23 protein-coding genes and 1 pseudogene are annotated in these 23702 nt (G+C 71.8%); 16 read left to right on the top strand and 8 right to left on the bottom strand.

Going from position 1 to position 23702, the window contains the following annotated elements; translation table 11 throughout:
- Positions 1-112 precede the first annotated feature (112 nt).
- The 6 genes and pseudogenes from CG723_RS11655 (at position 113) to CG723_RS11630 (ending at position 6454) form a co-directional block, all read left to right on the top strand.
- Positions 113-835: a FadR/GntR family transcriptional regulator gene (locus CG723_RS11655; RefSeq protein WP_100593203.1), complete on the top strand. Its 723-nt coding sequence runs from the start codon at positions 113-115 to the stop codon at positions 833-835.
- 124 nt (positions 836-959) lie between these two features.
- Positions 960-2111: pseudogene (locus CG723_RS11650) on the top strand (sialidase family protein); the annotation flags it as partial.
- A gap of 179 nt (positions 2112-2290) precedes the next feature.
- Complete coding sequence (locus tag CG723_RS11645) at positions 2291-3250, top strand: dihydrodipicolinate synthase family protein (protein WP_100593201.1); 960 nt, start codon at positions 2291-2293, stop codon at positions 3248-3250.
- The gene (locus CG723_RS11640) at positions 3247-4176 is read left to right on the top strand and encodes an ROK family protein (RefSeq protein WP_100593200.1); all 930 of its coding nucleotides are present in this window, start codon (positions 3247-3249) and stop codon (positions 4174-4176) included. Before CG723_RS11645 ends, CG723_RS11640 begins: the two co-directional genes overlap by 4 nt.
- A 22-nt stretch (positions 4177-4198) precedes the next feature.
- Positions 4199-4891, top strand: a complete 693-nt coding sequence (locus CG723_RS11635; protein WP_100593199.1) for an N-acetylmannosamine-6-phosphate 2-epimerase — start codon at positions 4199-4201, stop codon at positions 4889-4891.
- A gap of 78 nt (positions 4892-4969) precedes the next feature.
- Positions 4970-6454 carry a sialate:H+ symport family MFS transporter gene (locus CG723_RS11630; RefSeq protein WP_100593198.1) on the top strand — a complete coding sequence of 495 codons (1485 nt, stop codon included), beginning with the start codon at positions 4970-4972 and terminating at the stop codon, positions 6452-6454.
- On the opposite strand, the gene sigJ is transcribed toward CG723_RS11630, so the two are convergent.
- Complete coding sequence (sigJ, locus tag CG723_RS11625) at positions 6416-7396, bottom strand: RNA polymerase sigma factor SigJ (protein ID WP_100593821.1); 981 nt, start codon at positions 7394-7396, stop codon at positions 6416-6418. The genes CG723_RS11630 and sigJ overlap by 39 nt on opposite strands.
- 145 nt (positions 7397-7541) lie before the next feature.
- On the opposite strand from sigJ, the gene CG723_RS11620 reads away from it, so the two are divergent.
- Positions 7542-8009: a nuclear transport factor 2 family protein gene (locus tag CG723_RS11620; RefSeq protein ID WP_100593197.1), complete on the top strand. Its 468-nt coding sequence runs from the start codon at positions 7542-7544 to the stop codon at positions 8007-8009.
- On the top strand, positions 8006-8638 hold the full coding sequence (locus tag CG723_RS11615; RefSeq protein ID WP_100593196.1) for an LUD domain-containing protein: 633 nt from the start codon (positions 8006-8008) through the stop codon (positions 8636-8638). The genes CG723_RS11620 and CG723_RS11615 overlap by 4 nt, the downstream gene beginning before the upstream one ends.
- 62 nt (positions 8639-8700) lie before the next feature.
- On the opposite strand, the gene CG723_RS11610 is transcribed toward CG723_RS11615, so the two are convergent.
- A complete protein-coding gene (locus CG723_RS11610; RefSeq protein WP_100593195.1) occupies positions 8701-9102 on the bottom strand; it encodes a hypothetical protein in 402 nt (133 codons plus the stop codon).
- Positions 9103-9208: 106 nt separating this feature from the next.
- Positions 9209-9655 carry a MarR family winged helix-turn-helix transcriptional regulator gene (locus CG723_RS11605; protein WP_100593194.1) on the bottom strand — a complete coding sequence of 149 codons (447 nt, stop codon included), beginning with the start codon at positions 9653-9655 and terminating at the stop codon, positions 9209-9211.
- A gap of 182 nt (positions 9656-9837) precedes the next feature.
- Between CG723_RS11605 and CG723_RS11600 the strand changes: the two genes are divergently transcribed.
- From CG723_RS11600 to CG723_RS11590, 3 genes are all read left to right on the top strand, one after another.
- Positions 9838-11007, top strand: a complete 1170-nt coding sequence (locus CG723_RS11600; RefSeq protein WP_100593193.1) for a serine hydrolase domain-containing protein — start codon at positions 9838-9840, stop codon at positions 11005-11007.
- A 149-nt stretch (positions 11008-11156) separates the two neighbouring features.
- Positions 11157-11534, top strand: a complete 378-nt coding sequence (locus tag CG723_RS11595; RefSeq protein WP_100593192.1) for a hypothetical protein — start codon at positions 11157-11159, stop codon at positions 11532-11534.
- A gap of 122 nt (positions 11535-11656) precedes the next feature.
- On the top strand, positions 11657-13126 hold the full coding sequence (locus tag CG723_RS11590; protein WP_100593191.1) for a SulP family inorganic anion transporter: 1470 nt from the start codon (positions 11657-11659) through the stop codon (positions 13124-13126).
- Between the two features lie 19 nt (positions 13127-13145).
- On the opposite strand, the gene CG723_RS11585 is transcribed toward CG723_RS11590, so the two are convergent.
- Positions 13146-13754, bottom strand: a complete 609-nt coding sequence (locus CG723_RS11585) for a TetR/AcrR family transcriptional regulator (protein ID WP_100593190.1) — start codon at positions 13752-13754, stop codon at positions 13146-13148.
- A 124-nt stretch (positions 13755-13878) separates the two neighbouring features.
- On the opposite strand from CG723_RS11585, the gene CG723_RS11580 reads away from it, so the two are divergent.
- The 4 genes from CG723_RS11580 (at position 13879) to CG723_RS11565 (ending at position 17996) form a co-directional block, all read left to right on the top strand.
- Positions 13879-15360: a cytochrome P450 gene (locus tag CG723_RS11580; protein ID WP_100593189.1), complete on the top strand. Its 1482-nt coding sequence runs from the start codon at positions 13879-13881 to the stop codon at positions 15358-15360.
- Between the two features lie 132 nt (positions 15361-15492).
- The gene (locus tag CG723_RS11575) at positions 15493-15723 is read left to right on the top strand and encodes a hypothetical protein (RefSeq protein ID WP_100593188.1); all 231 of its coding nucleotides are present in this window, start codon (positions 15493-15495) and stop codon (positions 15721-15723) included.
- A 136-nt stretch (positions 15724-15859) separates the two neighbouring features.
- On the top strand, positions 15860-17110 hold the full coding sequence (locus CG723_RS11570) for a cytochrome P450 family protein (RefSeq protein WP_100593187.1): 1251 nt from the start codon (positions 15860-15862) through the stop codon (positions 17108-17110).
- A gap of 106 nt (positions 17111-17216) precedes the next feature.
- A complete protein-coding gene (locus CG723_RS11565; RefSeq protein WP_100593186.1) occupies positions 17217-17996 on the top strand; it encodes an arylamine N-acetyltransferase family protein in 780 nt (259 codons plus the stop codon).
- A gap of 66 nt (positions 17997-18062) precedes the next feature.
- On the opposite strand, the gene CG723_RS11560 is transcribed toward CG723_RS11565, so the two are convergent.
- From CG723_RS11560 to CG723_RS11550, 3 genes are read right to left on the bottom strand one after another with little or no spacing between them, the layout of a single operon-like run.
- The gene (locus CG723_RS11560; RefSeq protein WP_100593185.1) at positions 18063-18851 is read right to left on the bottom strand and encodes a nucleotidyltransferase domain-containing protein; all 789 of its coding nucleotides are present in this window, start codon (positions 18849-18851) and stop codon (positions 18063-18065) included.
- Positions 18848-19486, bottom strand: coding sequence for a TetR/AcrR family transcriptional regulator (locus CG723_RS11555; protein WP_442802539.1), 639 nt, complete (start codon positions 19484-19486; stop codon positions 18848-18850). The genes CG723_RS11560 and CG723_RS11555 overlap by 4 nt, the downstream gene beginning before the upstream one ends.
- A 4-nt stretch (positions 19487-19490) precedes the next feature.
- The gene (locus tag CG723_RS11550; protein WP_199841725.1) at positions 19491-20960 is read right to left on the bottom strand and encodes an MFS transporter; all 1470 of its coding nucleotides are present in this window, start codon (positions 20958-20960) and stop codon (positions 19491-19493) included.
- A gap of 796 nt (positions 20961-21756) precedes the next feature.
- Here CG723_RS11550 and CG723_RS11545 point away from each other — a divergent pair.
- The gene (locus tag CG723_RS11545; protein WP_100593182.1) at positions 21757-22683 is read left to right on the top strand and encodes a Gfo/Idh/MocA family protein; all 927 of its coding nucleotides are present in this window, start codon (positions 21757-21759) and stop codon (positions 22681-22683) included.
- On the opposite strand, the gene CG723_RS11540 is transcribed toward CG723_RS11545, so the two are convergent.
- Positions 22651-23574, bottom strand: a complete 924-nt coding sequence (locus CG723_RS11540; RefSeq protein ID WP_100593181.1) for a phosphotransferase family protein — start codon at positions 23572-23574, stop codon at positions 22651-22653. The two genes, CG723_RS11545 and CG723_RS11540, sit on opposite strands and share 33 nt — an antisense overlap.
- Positions 23575-23702: the final 128 nt, after the last annotated feature.

Here is a 23702-nt window from a genome sequence, read left to right as displayed (position 1 = left end):
GGGCGGGGTCGCCGGCCCACCCGGCCCCGGACATCTGATGTCCGATGCCTTGGTAGCGTAGAAGCGGCCCGGGCCGCGGGTCCAGGCGCGTCCAGAGGTGGGGAGACCGCTCATGCCCGGTACCAGGCCGGTCCGGCCGCTGCTCCGGCAGGAAGTCGCCGACGGCATCAAGCGGTACATCCTCGAGAACAAGCTGCACCCCGGCGATCCGCTGCCCACGGAGACGGAGCTGTGCGAGGCGCTCGGCGCGAGCCGATCCAGCGTCCGCGAGGCGGTCAAGATCCTGCACGCGCTCGACATCGTCGAGGTCAGGCACGGCCACGGCACGTACGTGGGACACCTGAGTCTGTCCGCGCTGGTGGAGAGCCTGACGTTCCGCGGGCTGCTGAGCCCCGACGACGACGTGCAGGTGCTCGCCGACCTCGTCGACGTGCGTGAACTGTTCGAGCGCGGCATGGCCGAGCGGATCGTCGTGTCGCTCAGCGGCGAGCAACTCGACGCGCTGGAACGCCTGGTGACCCGGATGAGCGACGCCGGTGTCAGCGGCGACGACCGGGGCCTCATCGAGGCCGACCGCGCGTTCCACGCCCTGCTCGTCGCGCCGCTCGGCAATGACCTGATGGGCCAGCTCTCGATGGCCTTCTGGGATGTGTACGCCATTGTGGCCCCGCAGATCGACGGCTTCACGCACACCGAGCAGGCGGAGACCGTCGCCGCGCACCACAGCATCGTGACGGCGGCCCGCGCGGGCGACCCGGTGGCGTTCGTCCAGGCCATCGGTGAGCACTACGCGCCGGTCCGCCGGCGCATCTCCGAGGCCCGCACGCGCCCTTGACGGCCTTCTGCGGCGCCCCTAGGGTCCCTCAACGAACAGGACATCTGACGTCTGCTGTCCTCCCTCTCACGGACATCTGACATCTGATGTGCTCGCAGAACCTCCGCAGAGATGAGAGCCGTCCATGCATCGAAGAATGCTCGTCGCACTGATGTCCGCCGGACTTCTCGCCCTGGGATCGGGGACGCCCGCCCTCGCCCACGGCGACCAACGCCCCGACCATCAGGGCGAGTTGACCTCCCAGGACCTCTCCACCCGGGGAGACGGATTTCCGCAGTACCGGATACCGGCCCTGACCACGTCCACAAAGGGCACGCTGATCGCGGCCTACGACGGCCGGCCCACGATGGCCGATCTGCCCAGCCACATCGCCCTCGTGGTGCGGCGCAGCACGGACGGCGGCGCCACCTGGAAGGCGCAGCAGGTGGTGCGGAGCGAGGCCGCCCCGAAGGGGTTCGGCGACCCGAGCCTGCTCACCGACCGCACCACGGGCAGGGTCTTCCTCTTCCACGCCGCCTCGGTGAACCAGGGCTTCGCCGGGGCGCACACCGGCAACAGCGACGACGATCCCGACATCCTGCACGCCGACTACAGCTACTCGGACGACGACGGGGTGACGTGGCACCACCGCCGCATCACGTCGATGGTCAAGAACCCCGCGTGGGGTGGACTGTTCGCCGCGTCCGGTGAGGGCATCCAGCTGCGCCACGGCCCGCACAAGGGGCGCCTCCTCCAGCAGTACGCGATCCGGATCGACGGCGCGAACTATGCGGCGAGCGCATACAGCGACGACCATGGCGCGACCTGGAGGATGGGCGAGCCGGTCGGGCCGGGCGGCGACGAGAACAAGACGGTGGAGCTGTCCGACGGGACCGTCATGCTCAACAACCGCTCGGCGCCGAACCGGACCATCGCGTACTCCACGGACGGCGGGGTCACGTACACGCCGTTCACGCCCGACCCGCAGCTGCCCGACCCGGCGAACAACGCGTCGATCATCCGGTACGCCCCCGACGCGCCGCCGAGCGACCCCCGCTCGAAGTGGCTCCTGTTCAGCAACACCGAGGACACCGGGGCCCGCCGCAACCTCACCGTCAAGATGTCCTGCGACAGCGGCAGGACATGGCCCGTGAAGAAGGTCGTCGACCCCGGCGCGGCCGCCTACTCCACCCTGACCCGCCTGCCGGACGGACGCGTGGGCCTGCTGTACGAACGCGGCGACTACCAGTACATGACGTACGCCTCGTTCGACGTGAAGTGGCTGGGCGGCGGGTGCGGGCGCCGTTGACGCCCATGTGACCACACGATCCCTGCGACCGGGTGACCGTCGCGGGAATGTGACCTCCACCCCTTGACCACCCCCGCGGGGTGCGACTTAAGGTGACGCCAGGACGTAGGACGTCTTATGTCTGATGCCCTACCCCCTCTGAACCGAAGAGAATCCGGAGCGCCGCCATGCCCCTGACCGCACCCCTGCGCGGGGTTGTCCCGCCCGTCTGCACCCCCCTCGACGAGGCGGGCCAGGTGGACACCGCCTCCCTCGCCCGTCTCGTCGACCACCTCGTCGCGGGCGGCGTGCACGGACTGTTCGCGCTCGGCTCGACCAGCGAGGTCGCGTATCTGACCGACGAGCAGCGTGCCGTCGCCCTGCGGACCGTCGTGGAGACGGCGGCGGGCCGGGTCCCCGTGCTCGCCGGTGTCATCGACACGACGACCGCGCGCGTCATCGCCCACGCGCGCGTGGCCGCCGAGCTCGGCGCCGACGCCCTGGTCGCCACCGCGCCCTTCTACACGCGCACCCACCCCAAGGAGATCGCGGGCCACTTCCGCACCCTGCACGCGAGCGTGGACCTGCCGCTGTTCGCGTACGACATCCCGGTCGCCGTCCACAGCAAGCTCCCCACGTCACTGGTGCGCGAGCTCGCCGAGGACGGCACGCTCGCCGGCCTCAAGGACAGCAGCGGCGACGAGGGCGGGCTGCGCCGGCTGATCGTCGAGCTGGGCGGCCGCGACGGCCGCGCGGACGGGCCCGCCCCGCACTTCTCGGTACTCACCGGATCCGAACTCACCGTGGACTGCGCCCTGTTGGCCGGCGCGGACGGCGTCGTGCCCGGCATCGGCAACGTCGATCCCGCCGGATACGTGCGCCTCTACGACGCCGCGCTGGCCGGTGACTGGGCGCTCGCCGCCAAGGAGCAGGAGCGTCTCGTCGCGCTGTTCGGCATGGTCGACGTCGGCCCCGAGGCCGACATGGGGCGCAGCTCGTCCGCACTCGGCTCGTTCAAGGCGGCGCTGCGGTTGCTCGGGGTCATCGAGTGCGGCGACACGGCGTTCCCGCAGATCCAGCTCGGCGCGGAGTCCGTCGCCGAGGTCGCGCGGCACCTGCGTGCTGCCGGGCTCGCGCCGGTCCGATGACGGTCACGGGTCCCGCGATCGGCCTCGACCTCGGAGGCACGAAGATCGCCGCCGCGCTCGTGGCCCCGGACGGCACGGTCCTGGCCCGGCACACCCGGCCCACGCCCGCCGCCGACGGACCCGGCGCCGTGCTCGACGCGCTCGCCGACGCGGCCCGCTCGGTCGACGGCGGCACAGGGCCCGGCGCACTCGGGGTCGCGGCGGCCGGGGTGATCGACCCTGTGACCGGCAGGGTCACCAGCGCCACCCACTCGATCCGCGGCTGGGCGGGCACGGCGCTCGCCGCCGGTCTCGCGGTTCGTACGGGACTCCCGGTGGCGTGCGACAACGACGTACGCGCGACGGCGGCCCCCGAACTGGCCGCCGCCGGCGCGGGCGCGTCCCTCGTCTACGCGGCGATCGGCACCGGTGTCGGCGGCGCGGTGGCCGTGGGAGGGCGCATGGTGCACGGAACCGCGGGCATCGCGGGCCACCTCGGCCATGTGCCGAGTCCGGAAGCGGCGGGGCTGCCGTGCACCTGCGGCGGCACGGGCCACCTCGAAGCCGTCGCCTCGGGGCCCGGGATCGCCGCGCTGTACGGGCGGCTCACGGGCCGGCCCCTGGAACGCCTGGAGACCGTGGCCGAGCGGGCCGCGTCGGGTGAGGAGCCTGCCGTGCGCGCGATCGTGACGGGCGCGGTCGCCGCGGGCCGGGTCCTGGGCGGTCTCGCGAACACGCTCGGGCCGGACCGGGTCGTCGTCGGCGGCGGAGTGCCCCACATCGGGCCGCTCTACTGGGACGCGCTGACCGAGGCGTTCGCCTCCGAACTCATGCCGCCGTTGGCTCGCCTCCGGCCCTCCAGGCCCCTCTTCGGGGCCGACGCCGCCGTCATCGGCGCCGCGCGCCTGCCCTCCCAGGTGCCGCTGCACGCGCCGCCGCAGTCCTGAACACCCCTCCCTGGAGTCCTCGATGAACGACCCCGCGCCCTCGTCCCCCGTCGCCGACCTGCTCAAGGGCCGGCTGATCGTCTCCTGTCAGGCGCCGCCCTGCGATCCCCTGCGCGACACCGACACCCTCGTACGGCTGGCGCGGGCCGCCGCGGCCGGCGGGGCGGCCGGGATCCGGGCCAACGAACCCGAGGTCGTCGCCGCGATCTCCGCCGCCGTCGACCTGCCGCTCATCGGGCTGTGGAAGGACGGCGACACCGGCGTCTACATCACGCCGACCGTCCGGCACGCCCTGGCCGTCGCCGAGGCGGGCGCCCACATCGTCGCGGCCGACGCGACCGCGCGCCCCCGGCCCGACGGCGGCACGTTCGCCGACATCGTGGCCGCGGTGCACGCCGCCGGGGCCCTGGTGATGGCCGATGTGGCGACCCTCGACGAGGGCGTCGCCGCGGCCGCCGCCGGCGCGGACCTCGTGTCCACGACGCTGTCCGGCTACGTTCCCGGCTCCCCCCGCCAGGACGGCCCCGACCTCGAACTGGTCGCCGCGCTCTCGGCCACGGTGGACGTCCCGGTCGTCGCCGAAGGCCGTATCAGCACCCCCGAAGAGGCCGCGCTGGCGCTCGCGCGGGGCGCTCACAGCGTCGTCGTCGGCACCGCGATCACCGCGCCCACCGCGCTGACCTCACGCTTCGCGGCCGCACTCCCCTGTACGTAGTTCCCCCCACAGGCCGTACCGCACCCCACACCGCAGACGGGACTCGACGGTGAGTCCTTCCGGCATCCTGGAGTAATCGTGCACACCACAGCCAAGCCACCGCTCCCCTGGTACCGCGAGGTGAGCCGCCCCCAGTGGAAGGCGTTCTTCGCCGCCTGGATCGGCTACGTCCTCGACGGGTTCGACTTCGTCCTGATCACCCTGGTGCTGACCGAGATCAGCTCGGAGTTCGGCCTGAGCACCGTGCAGGCCGCGAGCCTGATCTCCGGCGCGTTCATCACGCGCTGGCTCGGCGGAGCCGTCCTGGGCGCGCTCGGCGACCGGTACGGCCGCAAACTCTCGATGGTCCTCAGCATCCTGCTGTACTCCCTGGGCACGTTCGCGTGCGGCTTCGCCTGGGACTACACGAGCCTGTTCGTCGCGCGTCTGGCGATCGGGATGGGCATGGCCGGCGAGTACAGCGCCAGCGCCACGTACGTCATGGAGAGCTGGCCCACGCGCGTGCGCAACCGGGCCAGCGGGTTCCTGATCTCGGGCTTCTCGATGGGCTCGGTGCTCGCCGCACAGGTCTACAACTGGGTCGTGCCCACGCTGGGCTGGCGCTGGATGTTCTGTGTGGGCCTGGTGCCGATCGTTGTCGCGCTGTGGATGCGGCGGGCGCTGCCGGAGGCGGCGGACTGGAGCGAGTCGGTCGGCAGGCAGTCGGAGAAGGAGCGGCCGAACCCGTTCCGGCCGCTGTTCGCCACGCCCGCCAGGGCGACGGTGAACGTCGTCCTCGCCGTGGCCGCCACCGTGTCGCTGTTCGCGATCTTCACGCCCGTCGGCGACGGGCTCGTGCCCGCGCTGTCCGTCGTGGCCGCGGTGGCGCTGATCGCGTTCGCCGTGCAGCTGGGCGGGCGCAAGAGCTGGCTGCTCTATGTGTCGATGATCGTGACGATCTTCTTCGCGTTCCTGTACTCGTGGCCGATCCAGGCGCTGCTGCCCACGTACCTCAAGACCGAGCTGGGCTACTCGCCGGGACAGGTCACCGACGCGCTGTACTTCGCGGGCTTCGGCACGATGGCGGGCTGCTGGCTCGCGGGCTTCGCCGGGGACTGGATGGGCACGAAGAAGGCGTACGCGCTGACGCTGCTCGCCTCGCTGGTCTTCGTCTTCCCGGTGTTCGCGGTGCGCGACGACCTTTTGCTGCTCGGCGTCCTGCTCTTCGTGCTCCAGGCGACCAGCTTCGGCATCTCCGGGCTGCTGCCCCGGTACATCGGCGGCCACTTCCCCACCGAGAACCGCGCCGCCGCGCTGGGGTTCACGTACAACGTGGGTGCGCTCGGCGGAGCCGTCGCACCGGTGCTCGGCGCGCATCTCGCGGCGGGCATGGACCTGGGGCGCGCCCTGGCCGTGCTGACCTTTGCGGGCACGGTGATCGTGGTCCTGCTGGTCGGCTTCGACATACCGGGCCGCCTGAACCGCCTCACCGACCCGGACGGCACCGTCGACCACCTCGCCGAAGCGGCGCCGGAGACGGCGACGTCACCGTCCGACGGGCAAGTCCCCGCGGCGTCCCGCTGACACACGGGCCCCGCCACGGTCACCCTCTGTCCAGGGGCGGAGCTTCTCCGGATTGCGTACCGCCCAGATGTGGGTGATCCGGTCGCCGGCGACGCGGAACGCGAACACGGTGACCGTGACGCCGTCCTGCTGGGCGACCAGGCCGGGCCGGCCGTTGACCGTACGCTCCAGCAGTGTCTGGTCGGGTGCGAGGCGGGCGACGTTGAGATAGGCGTGGGCGACCCGTTCGCGACCCGTGACCGGCCGTCGCAGGGCGCCGACCAGGCCCCCGCCGTCGGCGATCACGGTGGCGTCGGGATCGAGCAGGCCCACGAGGGCGCTCACGTCCTTCGCCGCCCAGGCCTGCTTGAACTCCCGGACGATGCCGGCCTGCGCGGTCGTCGGCCCGGCCGGAGCCTGGGAAGCGCGGATGCGGCGGCGGGCCGAGGAGGCCAGTTGGCGGCAGGCCGCCGGCGTACGGCCGACGATCTCGGCCACCTCGGCGAACGCGTAGCGGAAGACGTCGTGAAGGATGAAGGCGACGCGTTCCGCCGGCGTCATGGATTCCAGTACGACGAGGAACGCCATGTCGACCGACTCGTCGAGTGTGATCCGGTCCGCCGGGTCCGCCGTGACGCCGTCGGTCCACTCCCGGCGTTCCGGAAGCGGCTCCGGGATCCACTCGCCCACGTAGCGCTCCCTGCGCGCACGGGCGGAGCCGAGCAGATTGAGGCAGATGCGGCTGGCCACCTTGGTCAGCCAGGCGCCGGGTGCTTCGATGGCGTCGCGTTGCGGCCGGTCCATGGCGTACCAGCGGACGAACGTCTCCTGCACGACGTCCTCGGCATCGGCCAGCGAGCCGAGGAGCCGGTACGCCAGATTGATCAGCTGGCGCCGCTCGCTCATGATCGCGCTCAGGCCCGGATCGGCGTGGCCGTGTGCCGTGTCGGTTCGGTTGGCCATGGTGTCGCGCACTCCCTTGCCTCGGCCTCGTCACTGCCCTCCATCTCTTTGACGAGACAGCCCTCCGGAATGTGACGTCGTTCGCGTCGCCTCACATTCCGGAGGGCTGCGTTGTCGTACGAGGTATACGGAACGGAGGAAGCCGATGACCGACTTTCAAGCGATTGCCGACCGCGTCGAGATCGAGGCGTTGCGCGGTGAGTTCACCGACGCGGCGATGATGCGCGACCGCGCCCGCCTCGCGTCCCTGTTCACGGAGGACGGCGTGCTGCGGATGCCCGACGTGCCCATCGAGATGAACGGCCGGGAGGAGATCCGCACCGGGGGCGAGCGGCTCCAGGCCCAGTGGGACTTCTTCGTGCAGAACACGCATCCGGGCGTGATCCGGATCGACGGCGACACCGCGACCGGCCGCGCCTACATGCAGGAGATCGCGCGCATGCAAAGCGGTTTCCAGGGCCTCAACTACGCGATCTACCACGACCGTTACCGCCGCACCGACGAAGGCTGGAGGTTCACGGAACGGGTCTACGAGATCCGGTACTTCGACACCACCCCGCTGACGGGCTCGGCTCCGGCCGGGGACATCCACGCTGCTCAGGAGGCACGATGACCGTCTCGACTCCGACCACGCCGTTCACCGGCCCGGCGCCCGCGGACCGCTTGGAGCGAGCGGCCGCCGCGCTGGCGGCGCACCGCTTCACCGTCGAGATCCTCGATGACGCCGGCGCCGCGCGGACCCGGGTCCAGGAGCTGATCCCGGAGGACGCCAGCGTGTTCACCGCGGCCAGCGAGACGTTGCGGCTGTCCGGCATCGACGACGACATCAACACCAGCGGCCGGTACCGGGCGGCCGTCAAGCCCCGCGCGGTGACCATGGACCGGGCCGCCGAGGCGGACGACATCCGGCGCCTCATCGCTGTCCCGGACGTCGTCGTGGGCAGCGTCGCCGCGCTCACCGAGACGGGCTCCCTCGTGGTGGCCTCGGCGAGCGGAAGCCAGTTGCCCGCGTACGCCGGTGGCGCCGGGCGCGCGATCTGGGTCGTCGGGGCGCAGAAGGTGGTGCCCGACCTGGACACCGCGCTGCGCCGCCTCGAGGAACACGCCCTCCCGCTCGAAACCGCCCGCGCTCTGGAGGTGTACGGACAGCCCAGCTCCGTCAACCAGCTCCTGGTCCTCAACGCGCAACCCCTCACGGGCCAGGGAATCGTCCTGCTGCTCCGCGAGGCGATCGGGTTCTGAACCGACGCTTGACGGGGCCTCCCCCAGCCGACGCCGGGGGAGGCTCAGGGCGTGTGTGGGTGTCAGGCCGTGACGTCGATGTACGTCGAGGGGCCGTAGCTGGATCCGCTGACCGGGGTGACGTACATGCGGACGGTCCTGCCCTCGGTGAGGTCTCCGCCCTTCCACGAGCTGCAGTAACCGGCGGTGTGGCCGCGGGTGTCGACGCGCCGGTCCATGATGCCGTCGTAGTTGTAGTCGAGCGCGGTCTCGATGCCCCAGCCGTCCGACTTGGTGTCGCAGGCGCGGATCGCGTCGCCGGGGATCGAGCCGTCCGGATCGGCGTTCCAGGTGGCGTTGCCCGCGCCGCTGGGCGCGTAGATGGTGACCGTTCCGGCCCAGGCCTGGCCCTGCAGGCCGGCGACGAGGCCGATCGCGCAGGCACCGGTGGCGAGCGCTCTGATCACGGTGTTTCGGGTCTTCATGATGTCCCCTCCCCTTGCCGGCGGGCCGGTGCCCGCCGACGCTCGGGGAGGAGAATGCCATACCTAGATCAACTTCGGGAGGCGGGGTGCCCGTTCCCGGTACCGCTCACTTCTCCACCAGTCGCTCCATGAGCGCGGTGGCCTCGGCGAGCGTGCGCAGTTCGGCTTCGTCGAGCTCGCCGGCCACGGCCTGGACGAGCCAACTGTGCTTGGCGGCGCGGACCGAGGCGAGGGTGTGCCGGCCGCTCTCCGTGATGGCGACGACCGACTGACGGCCGTCGTCCGGGTCGGGCGTGCGCGCCACGAAGTCCTGTTCCTCCAGGGCGGCCAGGGTGAGCCGCATCGACTGGGGCCGCACGTACTCGGCGCGCGCGAGGGCGGCCGTGGTGGCGGGACCTTCGCCGTCGAGGCGCGCCAGCACGGTCCGCTGTGTCGGGGTGAGGAGGCTGTCGGGCGACGCGGTGCGCAGTCGCCTGAGCAGCCGTCCGACGACGGCCGACAGATCGGCGGCCACCTGTTCTGCGAGCGGCTCGTCCGCGGTTTCTCGCTGCATGGCCTCACCGTAGAAGGTCGACAGGCAGCCTTGCAATTTCACCGCATTTCGCCTGACGGGCCGGCGTGGTGAAACCATCCGCCTCGCCCCTCTTCCCGCCGGTCCGACCAGTCGGTATGTTCACCTTCTGCGGACCCCATACCGACTCGCCCCGCCTCACCGCTTCGGCCCACGGAGACGTCATGACCCAGCACGCGCCCGGCATCCAAGGACACTGCGACGCGCGCTTCGACGCCGTCCGCGGCGCCTTCGAGGAGAACTTCGACGAGCGCGGCGAACTGGGCGCGGCCTTCACCGTCCTCATCGACGGCGCGCCCGTCGTCGACCTGTGGGGCGGCTGGGCCGACGCGGCCCGCACGCGCGCGTGGGAGCGCGACACGGTCGTCAACGTGTGGTCGACGACCAAGGGGCCGACCGCCCTGTGCGCCCACATCCTCATCGACCGCGGCCTGCTCGACCCTGACGCGCCGGTCGCCGCGTACTGGCCGGAGTTCGCCGCGGCCGGCAAGGACGGCGTCCTCGTACGGCATCTGCTGTCGCACCGCGCCGGGCTGGCCGGACTGCGCGAGCCGCACTCCCTGGAGCAGCTCTTCGACTGGGAGCTCACCACGTCCCGGCTCGCGGCGCAGGAGCCCTGGTGGGAACCCGGCACGGTCTCCGGCTACCACGCGCTGACATACGGGTTCCTGGTCGGCGAGGTCGTCCGGCGCGTCAGCGGACTGCTGCCGGGCGCGTTCCTGGAGCGCGAGGTGACGGGCCCGCTCGGCATCGACTTCACGATCGGACTGCCGGACAAGGAGTCGGGCCGCGCGGCGGAGATGGTGCACCCGCGCGCGCAGGCCGACAGCGAACAGGCCGCGATCTTCGCCCAGTTGGCGCCGGCCGCCCTCGCCGCGCTGACCAATCCGATCGCGGGCGCGTCCGAGGCCAACACCGCGGCATGGCGCGCCGCCGAGATCCCGGCCGCCAACGGTCACGGCACGGCGCGCGCCGTCGCCGCGCTGTACGGAATCATCGCGGGCAAGGGCCGGTCCGGTGACCACCGGATCCTGTCCCCGGAGGCCGCCGAGCGGATCCGCGAGGGTCAGGGCAGCTGTCGCGACCTGGTCCTGGGCGCCGGGTTCACGCACGAGACGGAGCTGGGCCTCGGCCTCTGGCTGAGCGGGCCGAACGGCTCGTACGGGCCGAACCCGCGCGCGGTCGGACACGACGGCTTCGGCGGCTCCTTCGGCTCGGCCGACCCCGAGTCGGGTGTCGCGCTGGGCTATGTGATGAACCGGATGGGCCCTCACATCGCCGACGACCCGCGGAAGATGGCCCTGATCAGCGCCGTGTACGACGCTCTCGGCTGACAACCGACCGCCGGAAACCGGCCACCACGCGCCGTCCCGCGCGCCCTTACCGCCGCGCAACCTTACGGTAACCACATGGGCAGTTCGCCAGGCTAATCTGCTAACTGCCCATGAGGATTACGAGGCGACGCGACCAGGGAGCCGACCGGATGGCACGCGGCACGACGACAGCGAGGGCCTGCCTGATGGCCCTCACCGTCGGCATGCTCGTCCTCCAACTCCTGGTCAGGAGCGCCCCGTCCGCGTCCGCCCACGATTCGGTGGCACACACCGGCGGCCCGGTCGCCACCTGCGACGACACCGAGCTGCCCCGGAGTTCGTCCCACCACTACCTGCCCCGCGACCGGTACCGCGCCGAGGAGTACGTGCCCGACGGCACCGTGCGCGGGGCCGTGTGCCCGTGGCAGGTCCAGGCCGGGGAGCCCGGCGTCGCGCCGACGTCAGGCGCCGGCGAGAGGTCCCCGCACCGCCAGCCGAGACGGGCGGCCGACTCCCTCCCCGTCATACTCCAGGTCTTCCGCTGCTGAGAGCGCCCGAGGGCAGGAGCAGTTCCGGCGGGTCTTCGGCGCACCCTCCTGCCCGCCTCCCGTGACACTCCGCACGTGTAGGACTACGCGCCCCGCACGGGGCGCGCTGGAGGTATGCGCTCGTGAAGCGTTTGGTACCGCGGCAGGACTTCGCCGCGTCTCTCGTCGTGTTCCTGGTCGCCCTGCCACTCTGCGTGGGCGTGGCCGTGGCGTCCGGCGTCCCGGCCGAACTCGGCCTCGTCACCGGCATCGTGGGGGGTCTCGTTGCCGGGTCCATGCCCGGCAGCAGTCTTCAGGTGAGCGGGCCCGCGGCCGGGCTCACCGTGCTCGTGTACGAGGCCGTGCAGGCGTACGGCCTGCCGGCGCTCGGCGTCATCGTGCTCGGGGCAGGGCTGCTCCAGATCCTCATGGGCAGCCTGCGCCTGGGCCGCTGGTTCCGGGCGATCTCCGTAGCGGTCGTCGAGGGCATGCTCGCCGGGATCGGTCTCGTACTGATCGCCGGGCAGCTCTACGCGATGGCCGACACGCCGGCGCCCGCGTCGGGGCCGGACAAACTCGCCGGGCTGCCCGGCCTGTTGATCGACTCGGCCTCCTCGCCGAAGGCGCTCGCCGCGCTCGCCCTCGGCGTGGGCACGATCGTCGTGCTGCTCGGCTGGAAGCGGCTGCCCAGGGCGGCCCAGATGGTGCCCGCGCCGCTCGCCGCGGTGGGGCTCGCGACGCTCGCGGCAGCCGGGTTCGGGCTGTCGGTCGCGCGGGTCGAGGTGCAGGGTCTGATCGAGACCGTGCAGCCGCCCGGCGCCGACGCGTTCGGGCAGCTCGCGAGCGTCGGGGTGATCGGCACCGTCCTCGCGTTCACCCTGATCGCCTCCGCCGAGAGCCTGTTCAGCGCGGCCGCCGTCGACCGGATGCACGACGGGCCGCGCACGTCGTACGACAAGGAACTCATCGCGCAGGGCACCGGCAACACCGTGTGCGGGCTGCTCGGCTCACTGCCGATGACGGCGGTGATCGTACGCAGCGCCGCCAACGTCCAGGCGGGCGCCCGCACCAAGGCCTCCCGGGTCCTGCACGGCGTGTGGCTCCTGCTGTTCGCGGCCCTGCTGCCCGCCGCGCTCGGCGTGATCCCGGTCGCCGCGCTCGCGGCGGTCCTGGTCCACGCGGGCTGCAAGCTCATCCCCGTACGGCAGATCGCGGGGCTGTGGCGTGAGCACCGGGGTGAGGCCCTGATCCTGATCGTCACCGCGGTGTCGATCGTCGCCGTCAGCATGTTCGAAGGCGTGCTCATCGGCCTGGCGCTCGCGGTGGCGAAGACGGCGTGGGATGCCTCGCACGTGCGGCTCGACGTCATAGACAAGGGCGCGGGACCGATCCAGGTGTATCTGACGGGCAACGCGACCTTCCTGCGGCTGCCGAAGATCCTCGACAACCTGGAGGCGCTGCCGCAGGACCGGCCTGTCGTGCTCGACCTGTCCGGTCTTCACCACCTCGACCACGCCTTCGGGACGGCGCTGCGGAACTGGGCGGACCGGCACAGCGGCGCCGGCACGGAGCCCGTCAAGGTCACTCCGGGCCGGGCGACTCCGGGGGGCTGAGGCCGGCCCGTGCGGCGCGCTACGGCGTGATCGCGCCGAGCAGGGCTCGCGCGCACAGGTCGCGCACCTGATCCCGTGACAGCTCCGGCTCGTCGAGCCACTCCAGGCACACGGCCACCATGAAGGCCAGCCAGCCGCGGACGGCGAGCCGGAGCACGGGGGATTCGCCGTCGATGTGGGAGCTGTCGGGGTCGGCGGCGAGCGCCTCGACGATCTGGCGCTCCTGCGCGGCCAAGCCCCGCCGGTACACCTCGCGCACGGCCGGGTCGCCCGCGGCCTCGGCGCGGTGAAAGGCGCGGAAGCCCTCGCCGTGGGCCTCCACATAGCCGAGGAACGTGTCCAGGCCCACGGCGATCTGCTCGCGCACCGGGATCCCGGGAACGGCCGCGGTCAGGCGCAGCATCCGCTCGCTCTCGCGCTGGACGACAGCGGCGAAGAAGTCCCGTTTCGTCGGGAAGTAGTGGTAGAGCAGCCCGCGCGAGACGCCGGCGATCTCGGCGACCTGCTCGATCCAGACGTCGTCGTACGTGCTCTGCGCGAAGAGTCGCGCACCCACGCTGAGCAGCTGTTCTCGGCGCTCCTCCGTGCTCAGCCGGCGGCGCGTGCGCTCCTGCTCCCTGGCGGCCATGGCAGCACTTTACCCGCATTGCTTGACGTGAATTCAATAGCGGGACCACACTGGGAAGCGTATTGAACCCACGTATAACAGCGGCTCGGGTACACGCACTCTCTACGTCCAGCAGGTGGGGATCATGGCTCAGTTGACGCAGCCGGCGACGGATTCGACACCGCCGAAGGGCTTTCGCAGCGCCGAGCTCGGCTGGCCCGGACTCGACCGGATTCCGCACCCGCCGCGACGGGTGCCTTTCGTCGGCGACATCCTCGGCGCGAATGTGCGCACGCCGGTGCAGGACTCCATGCGGATCGGCAAGGAGCTCGGGCCCGTCTTCCGCCGCAAGGCATTCGGCAACGAGATCGTGTTCGTCTGGGGCACGCGGTTCGCCGCCGACATGGCCGACGAGTCGCGCTTCGCCAAGCATGTCGGCCTGGGCGTGGCCAATCTGCGGCCGATGGCCGGCGACGGCCTGTTCACCGCGTACAACCACGAGCCCAACTGGCAGCTGGCTCACGACGTACTCGCTCCCGGCTTCGGTCGCGACGCGATGGAGGGCTACCACCCGCTGATGCTGGACGTCGCGGGGCGCCTGACGGCGGCCTGGGACGCCCGGGAGGCGGCGGGCGAGGCCGTGGACGTGCCCGGCGACATGACGAAGCTGACCCTGGAGACGATCGCTCGGACCGGTTTCGGCCATGACTTCGGGTCGTTCGAGCGGGAGCGGCCCCACCCGTTCGTGACGGCCATGGTCGGCACGCTGTCGTTCGCGCAGCGCCGCAACGTGGTGCCACCGGCGCTCGCTCCCCTGCTCCTGCGGAGCGCGGAGCGGCGCAACGCCGCGGACATGGCGTACCTCAACCGGACCGTGGACGACGTCGTCGCCGCGCGGCGGGCCGCGTCCGGATCACGCACCGGCGGGCAGGGCGACCTGCTCGACCGCATGCTGGAGGTCGCCCACCCCGACACCGGGGAACGGCTCTCCCCCGAGAACATACGGCGCCAGGTCATCACATTCCTCGTCGCCGGACACGAGACGACGTCGGGGGCGCTGTCGTTCGCGCTGCACTATCTGGCGCACCACCCCGACGTCCTCGCGAAGGCGCGCGAAGAGGTGGAGCGGGTGTGGGGCGACGCGGACGAGCCCGCGTACGAGCAGGTGGCCAAGCTCCGCTATCTGCGCCGGGTTCTCGACGAGTCCCTGCGGCTGTGGCCGACGGCTCCGGCGTTCGCCCGCGAGGCCACCGTCGACACGACGCTCGGCGGGATCCACCCGATGCGCAGGGGCGCTTGGGCGCTGGTCCTGACTGCGCTCCTGCACCGCGACCCGGAGGCGTGGGGTGACGACCCGGAGGCCTTCGACCCGGACCGCTTCGCTCCGGCCGCCGTGCGTTCGCGCGCCCCGCATGTCTTCAAACCGTTCGGCACAGGTGCGCGGGCATGCATCGGCCGCCAATTCGCCCTGCACGAGGCGACATTGGTACTCGGCCTGCTGCTGCGGCGTTACGACCTGCACCCCGAACCGGGCTACCGGCTGCGCGTCGCGGAACGCCTGACGCTGATGCCGGAGGGCCTGCGGCTCAACCTGGGACGCCGGGCGAAAGTCCGTACAGCGGACTGAGTTCGACACCTGAGTTCGACGGCTGAGCCCCCCTCGGCTCTCGCGTCGAAGGCGAATTGTCAGACCCGTGCGCAAGAGTGGAGGCACATGTCTGTACATCCACGTCTTCGCCGAGCTGAGGGGCCCATCGATATGAACGCGACCAGGAGTGCCGAACTCGCCGCGGCCCAGGCCTGCCTGCGCCTGCTGCACACCGCGCGCGCCGCACTGACCGGATGCGAGCCGGCGACCGCCGCCTCGCTGCTCGCCCTGCCGATCGCGGAGGCCGACGAGGCCCTGGACAGGGCGGGACTCGCGGGAAACGAGGCATGGCTGCTGGAGAAGCTGTACGACTTGGGAACGGAGAAGCGCGTTCATACGTGAGGTAGGTGTACTCGTCCGTAGGTGAGGTAGGCGTGTTCGTCCGTAGGTGAGGTGCGTGTGTGTTCGTCCGCAGGTGACGTGCGTACGTCCACTTCCCGCGTTCCCCCGCATTACCGCGACCGGTCAGGAGAGCTCGTTGACGATCCCACCCGTGGTCCCGCACCGCATCGACCCGGCCGGTGGCTGCCCGCACGCGGCGAACGCGCGGCTGCTCGACCAGGGCGTCGTCGCCCCGGTCGTGCTGCCCGGTGACGTCGAGGGCATGGTGGTCCTCGGCCACGACGCCCTCAAGGACTTCCTCGCGCACCCCGATGTCGCCAAGAGCGCCCGGCACTTCACCGCCCTGGTCGAGGGCCACATACCCGACGGCTGGCCGCTCATGACCTTCGCAACCGTGCAGGGCATGACGACCGCGGACGACGAGGACCACCGGCGGCTGCGGTCGCTGGTGAGCCGGGCGTTCACGGCGCGCCGCGTCGAGGCGCTGCGGCCGCGGGTCGAGGAGCTGACCGGCGAGCTGCTCGACGCCCTGGAGGCAGCCGTGGCCGAGGGCGAGGACGTCGTGGAGCTGCGGCGGCAGTTCGCGCTGCCGCTCCCGATGAGCGTGATCTGTGAACTGCTCGGTGTGGACGAGGAGTTCAGGGGACGGCTGCACCATCTGTCGGGCCAGGTCGTGGCCACCGACATCGGCCCACGCGAGGCGGTGGCCGCCAACCGTGAGCTGGTGTCCGTCCTCGCGGCGGTCGCCGCGTCCCGGGCGAGCCGGCCGGGCGACGAGCTGACGAGCGCGCTGATCGCGGCGCGCGAGGAGGACGGCGACCGGCTGAGCGAGCAGGAGCTGATCGGCACCCTGCTCCTGATGATCGTCGCCGGGCACGAGACGACGCTGAACCTGGTCACGAACGCCGTGCGCGCCCTGTGCGCCCACCGCGACCAGCTCGACCTCGTCCTGTCGGGCGGGGCGTCCTGGTCCGACGTGGTGGAGGAGACCCTGCGCTGGGACAGCCCCGTCAGCTACTTCCCGTTCCGCTACCCGACACGTGATCTGACGGTGGACGGCACGGTGATCCCCCGGGGCACTCCGGTGCTCGCGGGCTACTCGGCGGCGGGGCGTGACCGGAGCGCGCACGGCCCGGACGCCGACCGGTTCGACGTCACCCGAGCCTCGGCAGCCCGCCACATCTCGCTCGGCCACGGCCCGCACTACTGCCTGGGGGCGCCGCTCGCCCGCATGGAGGCCACCGTCGCCCTGGAGCGCCTGTTCACCCGTTTCCCCGGTCTCGATCTCGCCGTGCCCGACGCGGAGCTCGCGCGGAAGGCGGGCTTCGTGGGCAACAGCGTCGACCAACTCCCGGTGCGCCTGCGGCCGGTGGCCGGGGCGGCCTGAGGGACGGCTCCCGGGGGTACTGGTCCGCTGGTCCTAGGCCGCGACCTGGGTCGATACGGTCCTCCCGCCCGTGGCCCAGGTCCGCCCGGCCCCCCAGACTGACCCCATGGACACCTCACGCACCGACGCCTATCTCCGCCGCATCGCTACGCCGCGCCCCGCGGCGCCGACCGCACAGGCACTGCGCACCCTGCACCTCGCGCACCAACGGACGGTCCCGTTCGAGAACCTCTCGATCCACCTGGGCGAGGACATCTCCATCGATGAGGACGCGATCGTCGCCAAGCTCGTGGACCGCCACCGCGGCGGCTTCTGTTACGAGCTCAACGGCGGCTTCGCGGCGCTGCTCACCGCGCTGGGCTTCGAGGTGTCGCTGCTCCAGGGCCGGGTGTACGGCAAGGACGGGCAGCTCGGCATCCCGTACGACCATCTCGCCCTTCGGGTCCGTACCGTCGACGGGGCCGATCTGCTCGCGGACGTCGGTTTCGGGGCGCACAGCCACTTCCCGCTCGACCTCGGTGAGCGGGGGGAGCAGCGGGACCCGGGCGGCGTCTTCCGGATCGCCGAGACGGAGGAGGGCGACCTGCGTGTGTCCAAGGACGGGGTACCGGAGTACCTCCTCGAACAACGCCCGTGCGAACTGCGGGATTTCGAGGTCGGGTGCTGGTACAACTCCACGTCGCCGCAGTCGACGTTCACGCGGTCGCTGGTCTGCTCGCTGGTCACGGACGAGGGCCGGCTGACCCTGAGCGGACGCACGCTGAAGACGACAGCCGGCGGCGAGCGCCACAGTACGGAACTCGCGTCCGACCGGGAGGTGCTTGACACGTACCGCGACTCGTTCGGCATCGAGCTCGACCGGGTGCCGCCGGACCCGGCCGCCTGAATCCGGCCCTGCGGCCCTCCAGCTGTGCACCTCTGCGGCTCTCCGGTCTCTCCGACTGCCCGGTTCTCAGCTGTCGGTGGTGTGCTCGGCGACGGTGCGGTCGAGTGCGGGGACGAGCCAGTCGAGGGTCAACTCCGCGCGGCGCGCGAGCCAGCCGGGATCGGGGGCGGTGTCGGCCGGGCCGCCCTCGTACCGTCGGCGTTCGATGTCCGCCACGACCTCGGCGGGCGCGCCCAGTTCGGTGAGGACGGCGAGTGCCTCGGCCTTGCTGACAAGGGTTCCGTCGCGCAGGGTGACCGTCGCCCGGGCCAGGACCATCAGTCCCAGGTCGACCCAGACATTCTCCAGCCACAGCTCGGGGCGCCCGGTCCTGGGCCGCCAGTAGCCGGTCAGGTCGGTGAGGATGTACTCCCTGAGCGTGCGGTCCTCCACCGGCGGCAGGGTGCCCGCGATGGGGTCTCCACGGAGCACGAGGCCGTAAGTGTGGAGTTCGCGCCGGGTGATGGGCGTGACCGTGCGGGCGTAGGCCTCCCGGTGGGCCCAGGTGAAGTGCGTACGGTCAGGGTCGTCGAGGTCCCCCTGCGGCATGTAGGAGCAGTGGAGGTGGGCCGCGAGGGGCAGTTCCGCGTCGATTCCCTCGTGCAGCGTGGCGAGCCGTGTCTCCTCGTCCGGCTTGAGCGGGTGCGGTACTACGGCGATCAGGTCGAGGTCGCTGCGCCCTTCCTGGTAGTCCCCGCCGGCGAGCGACCCGTGCGCCCACAGCGAGAACGGGGCAGGCAGTGTCTCGCGCAGCCCGGTCAGAAAGCGGTCGAGCAGGTCGGTCGTGGCCGCCGGATGTGCCTCCGCTGTAGTCATCCGGTCAGTGTGCCAGGAGTCAACTGAGCTTGTACGGCTGGTCCGTAGCGTTCGGTGATCTCTTCTACCGAGGCGGAGCGCACATGGGGGCCGCGTGCGATTCCGTACATGACGCCGAGACCGAGGAGCAGGGAGACGGCGAGCTCGGCGCGCAGGCCGGCATCCGGTCCGCGCAGGCGCTCGGCGAGGCGGTCGCTGACCTGCGCACGGAAGTTGGCGCGCAGGATGTCGCCCTGTTCGCCGTGGAGCGGGGCGAACACGATGCGCAGGATGGGGTCGGCGCCGTGCTCGGACTGGCCGGTGAGGAGGTGGCGCACCATGTGCCGGCCGAGGTCCTCCAGGGGGGCGTCGAGGAAGGTCTCCACGTCCGCCTCGAAGTTCATGACCTGGGAGAACAGGGCGTCCTTGTTGCCGAAGTACTTGAGGATCAGCGGGGCGCTGACCCCGGCGCGCTCCGCGACGGCCTTGAGGGTGATGTCGGTGTGCGCGTGCCGGGCGAGGAGGTGGCGGCAGGCGCGGATGATCGCGGTCTTGGTCGCCTCTGCGTCGCGGCGCGCCGGCCCCGACCGGTGGTCATCTCTCACACCGGAGGTGGATTCCGACTCGGCGGAAGCCGTCGGGGCCGGGCTCGTCACGGGGTCACGCTCCTTCGAGGGCCTTGTCCGTCCGCCCGGTCGTGCCGCTGACGGACTTGCGCCCTCCATTGTCCGCCGCGTCGGCAGGGACGGTGAACGCCGCCGCTATCACCACGAGGGCGACCGCACCGGCCATGAGGAAGGCCATCTGATAGCCGCGCAGTGCGGGGAAGCCGGCGCCGGTGGCGTGGTGGACGAGGATCGCTGCGACGGCGGCGCTGGAGACGGCCTGGCCGATGGTCCGCATCAGGACGTTCACCCCGTTCGCGGACGCGGTCTGGCCCGCCGGCACGGCCCGCAGGATGAGGGTGGGCAGCGCCGAGTACGCGAACGTGGTGCCGGTCGACACGATCGCGGCACCCAGGACGATCACCCACAGGTCGCGGCTGTCCGCGATGCGGACGACATAGCCGAGCGCCATCGCGGCGCCGCCGATGGCGAGGCTCACGCGGGGGCCGCGCGCGGCGGAGACGCGGGCCGACACCGGTGAGAGAAGCAGCATGATCACGCCGTTGGGCAGCAGGCACAGGCCGGTCTGCACGATGGAGAGGCCGAGCCCGTAACCGCTGGACCTGGGCGCCTGGACCAGCTGCGCCGTGACGAGCGAATTGGCGTAGAAGGCGAATCCGGCGAGCAGGGCGGCGAGGTGCGGCAGGCCGACGCGGCGGCCCACGGCGAGCCGGAGGTCCACCAGCGGACGGTCGGCCCGCAGCTGCTGCCACGACCACAGCGCGAGGATCACGACGGCGCCGGCGAACAGGCCGACCACGCGGGCGCTGCCCCAGCCCCACTGGCCGCCCTGCGACACGGCGAGCAGCAGGCAGACGAGGCCGCCTGCGAGCCCGGCCGCGCCGAGTGTGTCGAACCGGCCCGGTTCACGTACGGGCGACTCGCGCACGGCCCAGCAGGCGAGCGCGAGGCCGAGCGCGCCGAGGGCGCTGGTCGCCCAGAACATGACGTGCCAGTTCGCGTACTGGACGATCAGGGCGGCGAGCGGCAGGCCGAGCGCGGCGCCGATCCCGACGGTCGAGCTCATGAGGGCGACCGCGGATCCCGTGCGGTGGGGCGGGAGTTCGTCGCGGAGGATGCTGATGGAGAGCGGAACGACCGCGGCGGCCGCGCCCTGGAGCGCGCGGGCCGCGATCAGGACGCGGATGTCGGAGGTGAGCGCGCACAGCACCGACCCGCCGGTCATCAGCCCCAGCGCGAGCAGCAGCACGCGCCGCTTGCCGTACATGTCGCCCGCCCTGCCGAGCACGGGGGTGAGGACGGCGCCGGCGAGGAGGGTCGCGGTGACTGTCCAGGAAACGGCGCCGGGCGAGGCGCCGGTCAGCCGGGGCAGGTCGGGCAGCAGCGGGACCACGACCGTCTGCATGACGGCCATGAGGATGCCGCCGAAGGCGAGGACCGGGATCGTCAGCCGGCCGCGCAGGCCAGGCAGAGGAGCCATTTCGGGGCTTATGTCGGTATTCATGTCGGGGTTTATCGCGGGCTCCATGGGCGCTCCGGTGGACGCCTCCAGGGCGGGGGCGGGAGGTGCGGTGAATTCCTATTCACCTATGTGGTGAATCAGTATTCACCAGAGCGCTCGCATATGGCCAGAGCAACCGAACGAAGCCCGCACATACCCCTGCATACCGGCCTGAAAAGTCAGCCCGCCGCCGCCTCGCGCACCGCATCGACGAACCCCTGAAGGGCCGGCTGCGAGGGGGCCGTGTCACGGGCGGCAGCACAGGTCACCCGGATCGCCTCCGGTTTGCGGACCTTGCGCAGGACGACATCGGGGGTGCCGGTTCCTCAAACCCATCAGAGACATCAGCCCGATGCTCATTCCGGCGGCGACGAAGCCCTGAGCGGTCGCGTAGTGCTAACTCGCGACGGAGAAATCGGGGCTGAATCCGGCGGCGGCGAAGGCGTCGCGGACGATTTCGTGGCAGGGACCCGCGACGCCCTCGGTGTCGACCCAGGGTTCGCCGGCGAGCTCGGCGAAGTCGATGGCGCGCCGTTCGGTGAGCGGGGGGTTCCTGGGCTCGGACGAGGGCCCGACCAGTGCGGCGATGTTCGGCTGTCTCCGGCCCGTCGTCTCGGTGGCGCAGGGCGCCGTCGTGCTCGGCGAGGGCCCCTGTCGGCGCGGTGGTGACGGGGGTGGCGGTCGGGCCGGCCGGGGTGGGGACGACGCGCAGGGCTACGGCCCGCGAGGTGACGCCCGGCGTCTCTGCGGCGGCGGCCGTTCCTGTTCCGGCCGCGGACCACCAGCCATACTGCCGACCATGACTTCTGCTGCCACCATCCTTCGCGTCGGGCTCGTCGGCACCGGCACCTGGGCCTCGAAGACGCACGCCGCCGCACTGCGTGCCCACCCCGGGACGGATCTCGTGGGTGTCTGGGGGCGCAGGCCCCAGGCTGCGGCCGAGGTCGCCGCCGCCCACGGGACGCAGGTGTTCGAGGACGTCGACGAGCTGTTCGCGGCGTGCGACGCGGTGGCGTTCGCGGTGCCGCCGGACGTGCAGGCGCCGCTCGCCGCGCGGGCCGCCAGAGCGGGCTGTCATCTTCTCCTCGACAAGCCGCTGGCCACGTCGGTGCCCGCGGCCAGGGAGGTCGTGGACGCCGTACGGGCCGCCGGGGTGGCGTCCGTCGTGTTCTTCACGATGCGCTTCGCGATCGTCCCCTCGGGCTGGCTGGCCCAACAGGCCGCCGAGGGCGGATGGTTCACGGGCCGGGCCGACTGGTACGGGTCCCTGTACACCCCAGGCGACACCTCGGAGCTGACCGCGTCGCCGTGGCGGGTCGGGCGCGGAGCCCTGTGGGACGTCGGCCCGCACGCCCTGTCCGTACTGCTTCCCGTGCTCGGGGACGTCACGTCCGTGACGGCCGCGCGGGGCCCGGCGGACACCGTGCATCTGGTCCTCGGGCACGCCTCGGGCGCGTCCGCCACCGCGGCGCTGAGTCTGACCACTCCGGCGAAGGCGGCGGGCGTCGCCGTGGAGCTGCGCGGGGAGTCCGGCATCGCGTCGATGCCGACGGGCGGTGAGTCGGTCGACGCGTTCGGGGCGGCGATCGACGCGCTCCTGGAATCCGTGCACACGGGCCGGCCGCACGCCTGCGACGCCGCGTTCGCGCTGCGCGTCACGGAGATCCTCGCGGCGGCTGAGGCCCGTCTCGCGTCACCCGGCGGCGAACCAGGCCCCGGCGAGTGAGTCGAGTGTCGCCTCCGGCGGCGCGGGCAGTTCTCGCAGGTACCAGGGCAGATCGCTGTACACGTGCAGGAGTGTGTACGCCATCACGGTGCGGAGCCCGAACTTGCGGCCGTATGCCTCGGTGAAGCGGGTCATCAGGCGTGGGTCGGCCCGGGTGACGAACAGGCCGACTGCCACGAAGTCGTACGCCGGGTCGCCGATCATGGCGGGCTCGAAGTCGAGGAGTCCGGTCAGCTTGCGGTTCCGAGGGTCGATGACGAGATGCTGGCGCATGAACTCCGTGTGCAGCAGAACGCGTTCGGGCCCGCACGGCAGCGTGACGGAGTCGAGGAAGGCGGGGATCTGTTCCAACCAGCCCTCGGCAAGGCCGTGTTCGCGCTGCTGCTGTACGGCGTCTGCGCGCTGCTTGCGCACGAACGTGTCCCAGTCCTCCGGTCCCACCGCGCCGGCGAGGGGCGTGGGGTCGAGGGCATGCAGTGCGGCGAGGCATGCTCCGGCCTCGTCGACGATGCGGTCCTGGTCGGCGCGCGGGATGCCGGGCCATGCCACGGCCAGGTCCGCGCCGGGCAGCCGGGACATCAAGATGTAGAGCCATCCGTTCTTGTATGCCCCCGCCGAGCGGACCTCGGGGGTGGGGACGGGCAGTCTGCCTTCGAGGTGGGCGAGGACCCGGGCCTCGGTGGCACCGTCCTCCGCGGAGGCGGCCGGGAACAGTTTCAGGACGTGCTCGTCACCGACGGCGTAGACGGGCTGGGTGCCTCCTTCGTAGCGCGTCAGCGGGAGGCCGGTGAGGCCGAGCCGGGCGCAGAGGTCGTCCGCTCCCCGCCGCATGACCGCTTCGTCGGAGACCACGGCGTCCCATTGTCCGTCGGTTTCCACAAGGGGCAGCATGGTTCGCACCCTAGGGCGCGAGCCGGAGGGCCTCAACGGGAATTCGGCGCCCTTGCCTGCCGAAAGCGGGTCCCGCTCCGGGTCTTGACCCGCGCCGCCCCTTCGGGGTCCGATCACTCGTGGCCCCG

The organism is Streptomyces sp. CB01635, assembly GCF_002803065.1.
Taxonomy (GTDB): domain Bacteria; phylum Actinomycetota; class Actinomycetes; order Streptomycetales; family Streptomycetaceae; genus Streptomyces.
This window is presented reverse-complemented; position numbering and strand designations above follow the sequence as displayed.